Here is a 5,586-nt window from a genome sequence, read left to right as displayed (position 1 = left end):
AACCGCCCGGCCCCGGGTTTCCTGAACATGCACCGTCGCAATAAACGATCACTTCTTTCAACATATAAAGATTCCTTTATTATTTTGACAGCTCTCTGGACTTCTCAACACATGCGTCAACAGCCTGTTCAACGATTTTGTAAGTATTGTTGTCCTCAAATACCTTCATTGCTTCGATCGTCGTTCCGCCCGGCGAACATACATTTTTGATCAATTGTTCCGGCGTATCGTCCGTCTCCCTGATCATTGCACATGCACCCTCAAATGTCTGCACCGAAAGACGCAGCGCCAGATCGGGCTCAAGTCCGTTTTTCACACCGGCTTTTGCCAGCGCATCGATAAACATATAGACATAGGCAGGCCCACTGCCGGAAACGCCTGTAACGCTGTCCATCAGCGACCCGTCTACAAATTCAACAATACCGAGCGACTGAAAAATTCCTATAATATAGTCGGATTCCTCCGGTGTAAAATCATTGGGGGTCTGAATACAGATCGCGCCCTTCCCTCTTAGGAGCGGCGTATTGGGCATAATACGCATAATACGCGCATCCACCCGGAGGTAGGAACGCAGCTTCTTGTCGGTCACGCCTGCCGCAATCGACACAAAAGCTTTGCCCGCTGTTTTTATGCCTGAAAGCACATCAGGAATAATATTGGGCTTTACGCAAAGAAAAATAATATCCGCTGCCTGAACCAGCTCGTTTATACTTGCACATGCCGTGACATCTTCAAAGGCTTTTACCTTCGTTTCATCCTTGTCATATACGAAAATACCGCTCTCTCCTGCCTTTTGCATCCCTTTGATGATCGCAGACGCCATATTACCGCAGCCTATAAAGCCTGTCTTAAAATGCTTCAATTGTTTCTCTCCCTTTGTTATATTTCATATTCATTATAATGCATAAATAAAAAAATCACCAGCCGTAACCGATGATTTTCTTTGGCAGGGGTAGAAGGACTCGAACCCTCAAGGACGGTTTTGGAGACCGTAATGTTACCATTACATCATACCCCTATTGCAAAGCAACGTATTAAATTATAAACGAAAACAAAGCCTCCGTCAATGCTTTTTACCAATGATTCTTGATCTTGCTGATAACGTCGTTTTTGAAGGTATCAATCTTTTGTGCAATGAAAGTACAAGGGTCCATATCCGATGTCATCAGCTCTGTAATATCCATTCCATAGGCTGCTTCCTCTACCTGATCCACGCCATGCGAAGCAAGGAACGTAGCGTTTGCACGACGACGACCCATAACCGCCAAATCGTAGCGTTTGCCGCCGCTGATCTGTGAATCAAACACACCCACAACAGCGTTTGCAATGTTAGGATGCATGGATGTATCAAAAACCAGCTTATCGCTGTCATCAAGCCAGTCAAGACCGCGCCACACCTCCATTGCATATACTGTTTGAGGTCTAGCGCTTTCCGTGACCTGCTGTAAGGCATGGATCGTGCGCAGTGCCGTGCAAACATGCGTTTCGTGCCTGTCTGCCAGATTGTGCGTCAGCACGATCTGCGGCCTGCATGCCTCAATGATCATTTCCAGATCGTTGGTCAGGTCATATTGGTTGGGATCTTTTACTTGTACGCTCGTGTATCCAAGCTGAATTTGTGCAGCATAATCGCCGACGATCGCCGCGTTGTTCTGCTCCTTTGCCCGTAGTGCACACATTTGTTCGTTGGTATATTTTTCATAGAGTCCTGTGCGCGGCGAACCAGCGCCATTGGTAGCAATTACGCTGGTAAACCATTCATCATTTTTTCCATAACACTGTCCGATGCCGTGATATGCCATGATCTCTGTATCGTCCTGATGTGCCGCAATGCAAAGCACCGTTGTTCTTGCAAGCGCATCCTCATTGTCAGTATGATCCGGCACCATGATTTGTGTATGCTGATTGAATAACTCCATTTTGTTGCCCTTCTTTTCTATTAAAATGTGAAAACCGTTCCCGTCTCCAGCGACTGGCTGATCCCCGAAACGATCCGCAGCACATCACGCGACTGCCAGGCAGGGATCGGCGCTTCCATATGCTTCCTGATCGCCTGTACATATGCGCGGACTTCCTGCTCGTATGGATCGAACTGCTCTACGGGTATCTTAACTGCATTCTGATCCTCTGGGTAATAGATCAGATCGGCAGTCTGTTCTCCGTCTTTTATATTTACCCCCGCCACAAAGCGGTAATCAAGCGTTCCGTCATCCCCTGCAACACGCAGCTGGATGGTAAAAGGATGTCCGCCCTTCATATCCATCGACGCCTCACATACTGCTTTCAGTCCATTTTTCCATTTAAAGTTGGATGCGATGTGATTCCAGCAACCGGTCGAGCTTTTCCAGCCGACCGCGTATACACTTTCCGGCATTCCGAACAGGCTGTAAAGATAATCGATATCGTGGATATGCAGATCAAACAGGCCTCCCCCACTTTTCTGCGGATCAGTGTGCCATGTAGACCATCCCGGATGCTGCGCCAAACGCGCTTCGTAGATCATACGTAATTTTCCGACTTTGTTCTCGTCGAGTAGCTTTTTTATCTCAACAAATTCAGGCCACCAACGCACGACCTGCGCGACCATAAAGCACACGCCGTTTTCCTTACAGGCATTCGACATACGGTCAAAGGAATCGATGGAAAGGGTGACCGGCTTTTCGCACAGTACGTTGATTTTTGCCTGCGCCGCACGAATTACGTATTCTTCATGCAAAAAAGTCGGCAATGCGATGATCGCGAGATCAGGTTTTTCACCGTTCTTGATCAATTCATCAAAGGAAGGGTACCAGGCACACCCAGCCTGCACCGCCGCTTCTTCCCCACGTTCGCGGTTTTGTTCTACAATAGCGTCAAGCGTCACGTCTTCTATGTTACCGATCGCCTTTATGTGCGACGAACCGATAAAACCTGTGCCAACAACAACAATACGAAACATAATGATTAGACCTGCCTTTCTTTCAGAAAGCGCACCGCATGCGCAAGGTCTTTTGCCGGTGTATCCCCTACTTCCCGCTCTATCGTCAAAAACCCGTGGTAACCGATTTCGTCAAGCGCTCTCAGATATGCTTCAAAATCAACATCACCTTCCCCAAGAGGTGTTTCCAGAAAATAGTCTTTCAGGTTCAAATCGTCGATCCCGCCTTCGGCAAAAAAATCGTAGATCACCTGTGGATCAGCCTGCTTGAGCATCCGTCCGTCCTTGGCGTGGGTATGCACGATATAATCCTTCAGGGTGTGTACGCCCTGCACCGGATCACTGCCCGTCACCATAACGAGGTTTGCCGGATCGTAGTTGACACAAAATCCCCTTGTCCCAACATCGTTTAAGAATTTGCAAAGTATTTCAGGTGTTTCAGGCCCTGTTTCTACCGCATATGCAGCATCCAGACTTTGTGCAAATTCACCAAGCTCCCTGCATGCCAAAACAAGTGTTTCATATCGCCTGCACGTATCATCTGTCGGCACAACGCCGATATGCGTGGTTACAACATCACACGCAAGCATCTTCGCAAGCTCCATGATACGTTTGGATTCCTCAATTTTATGTGGATTTTCTTCCTCACGCGTAAAACCATGACCGCCAAGGTCGCCGCAGATTGCTGCGACGACCATGCCGTGTTCCTGAATCCTGTTAAAAATGTCTTTTCTTCTTGTCTCTGACAAATTTGCGGGCTTCATTTCGCCCTCGACCGCGTAGGCCTGTACTCCCTGCGCGCCCAGCCGGGCAGCTTCTTCAATTGCCTGATCGATGCCGATTTTAAAGGAATCGAGCATCACGCCTATTTTGAATCGTTCCATATGCGCACCCTTATTGCCTCTTAGCGTAGTTGCCCCAATACATCGATGGGCAGATTATTCATTACAGCGTGGTTGGGATTCATCATCAGCTCGCTGTCGACATTCAGACCAAATGCTGCGCCTTCCGTGACTGCTGCGTTCAGGTTGCGCGGTCTTACGGCATCTCCTGCATTGAGAACCTTAACGCCCGCTTTCTTCAGCGCTTCAAAAAGCTCTGTATTCGGGCGGGTATGGCAGCTTACTACCGTATCGATCGCGATCGTTGTACGTTCGAATTCTTTGTCCTCAATGACCACTTCGCCGTCGCGTATCTCATACAAGGTAGCGTTTTCGATCACATTTACCGGATACTTGAACGGTTTTGAGTCGAGTGCTTCCGCGTCTGTCTGCGCGAAGCGCTTTCTCAGAACATACATATGGATCACTTCGACGCTTGAACCAAATTCTTTGTTTTGTGTAACGATCGTCACCTGCTTGCCGATCGACGCGAGGAACGCAGCCGTATCCACCGCGGCATAATGATCGCCCCATACAAGAACTTTCTCACCCGTTTTTGTATTTTTACGATTGCCGGGGTTAAACTCACAGCTCACCTTCGGGCACGCGATCACATCTTCGAAGCGCAGAACATTTTCCGCCTTGCCAAATACCTGTGGAACATAGGAAGAAGCTCCTGTTGCATTGAGTACGATATCATACGATTTCAGCTCGTCTACAGTAGGCTGTGTGTTCAGCTTTACTGCGATCCCCAGCTCCTTGACCTGATCACGGATCCAGTCTGCATACCATTTCATTTTCTCTTTGCCGGGAACCAAACAGCAGCCAAGGATCGCGCCGCCAAGCTCGCCTGTTTTTTCAAACAGCGTCACCTTATGTCCGCGCACTGTCGCGATGCGTGCTGCTTCCATACCGGCGGGTCCCCCGCCGACGATTGCAATATTAGCAGGCGTTTCCGAGGCCGCCATGTCATCATAGTTTTCGTTTCCGCACGCAGGATTGATCGCACAGCCGATCTCTTTTTTCGCCATCATAGATTCTTGCCAGCAGCCTGTGAGACACGAGATGCAACGACGAATTTCCTTTGTTTTGCCATAGTAGGCTTTGACAGGCCAATATGGGTCAGCCAGAATCTGTCGCGACAATCCCACCATGTCTGTTTTATCCTCCGCAATCAATTGGTCGCAAAAATCGGGGTTGCGCAGCGAATGGCTGTTTATCACAGGGATATTGACAGCCTTTTTGATCGCTTCTGACGCATATGTCGTCCATCCTTCCGGATAATACATCGGGTCAAACCCCGCCCCCGGGCTTTCCTGCACACACTGGCTTAAATCGAGTGCCGCAACGCCTGCCTGCTCAAAGGTCTTGGCCACTAAAATGCTTTCGTCGAGCTCGCGCCCGCCCGGAACCCACTCGTCGACAGAATAGCGTACCAGCACGGGAAAATCTTTTCCGCATTTTTTGTGGATTTGGTCGATGATCGCCAGCGGAAAACGCATACGGTTTTCAAAGCTGCCGCCAAAGCGGTCGATACGACGATTCAGCAGCGGACTCATGAACTGCGAGATCAGGTAGCCGTGCGCCGCATGCAGCTCGACGGCATCAAAGCCTGCCTGTTTTACACGCCACGCCGCTTCTGAAAATTTGTCGACCATCTCGAGGACTTCTTCTGTTGCCATAGCGCGTACGGGTTTTCCCCTCTCTTCCGCGTTTTCGTATACGATCTCGTGTCCGGCCGACCAAGGCAGTTTAACGACCATATCATTTGTAGACATTGTGTTATAA

Annotated in this window: 5 protein-coding genes and 1 tRNA gene; all 6 read right to left on the bottom strand. The window is 49.1% G+C overall.

Annotation, left to right across the window (positions count from 1 at the left end; all coding sequences use genetic code 11):
- Positions 1 to 79 precede the first annotated feature (79 nt).
- Positions 80 to 862, bottom strand: coding sequence for a pyrroline-5-carboxylate reductase (gene proC, locus VB081_RS01630; protein WP_323399119.1), 783 nt, complete (start codon positions 860 to 862; stop codon positions 80 to 82).
- A gap of 82 nt (positions 863 to 944) precedes the next feature.
- Positions 945 to 1,018: transfer RNA gene (locus VB081_RS01625), tRNA-Trp, on the bottom strand.
- A gap of 55 nt (positions 1,019 to 1,073) precedes the next feature.
- On the bottom strand, positions 1,074 to 1,919 hold the full coding sequence (locus VB081_RS01620; RefSeq protein ID WP_323399118.1) for a PIG-L deacetylase family protein: 846 nt from the start codon (positions 1,917 to 1,919) through the stop codon (positions 1,074 to 1,076).
- A 20-nt stretch (positions 1,920 to 1,939) separates the two neighbouring features.
- Positions 1,940 to 2,938, bottom strand: a complete 999-nt coding sequence (locus VB081_RS01615) for a Gfo/Idh/MocA family protein (RefSeq protein WP_323399117.1) — start codon at positions 2,936 to 2,938, stop codon at positions 1,940 to 1,942.
- Between the two features lie 5 nt (positions 2,939 to 2,943).
- Entirely contained in the window at positions 2,944 to 3,801 is an 858-nt protein-coding gene (locus tag VB081_RS01610; RefSeq protein WP_323399116.1) for a sugar phosphate isomerase/epimerase family protein, read from the bottom strand.
- 20 nt (positions 3,802 to 3,821) lie between these two features.
- Positions 3,822 to 5,586: oxidoreductase (locus VB081_RS01605; RefSeq protein WP_323399115.1), on the bottom strand; the 1,765-nt coding region annotated here is incomplete at its 5' end.

Origin of the sequence: Christensenella sp. (assembly GCF_034927525.1) — a bacterium.
In the GTDB taxonomy this organism is placed as follows: Bacteria; Bacillota; Clostridia; order Christensenellales; family Christensenellaceae; genus Christensenella.
This window is presented reverse-complemented; position numbering and strand designations above follow the sequence as displayed.

Bases quoted from the DNA above. Each gene is read 5' to 3' on its own strand.
- VB081_RS01620 (WP_323399118.1), bottom strand. From the start codon at position 1,919: ATGGAGTTATTCAATCAGCATACACAAATCATGGTGCCGGATCATACT.
- VB081_RS01610 (WP_323399116.1), bottom strand. From the start codon at position 3,801: ATGGAACGATTCAAAATAGGCGTGATGCTCGATTCCTTTAAAATCGGC.
- VB081_RS01615 (WP_323399117.1), bottom strand. From the start codon at position 2,938: ATGTTTCGTATTGTTGTTGTTGGCACAGGTTTTATCGGTTCGTCGCAC.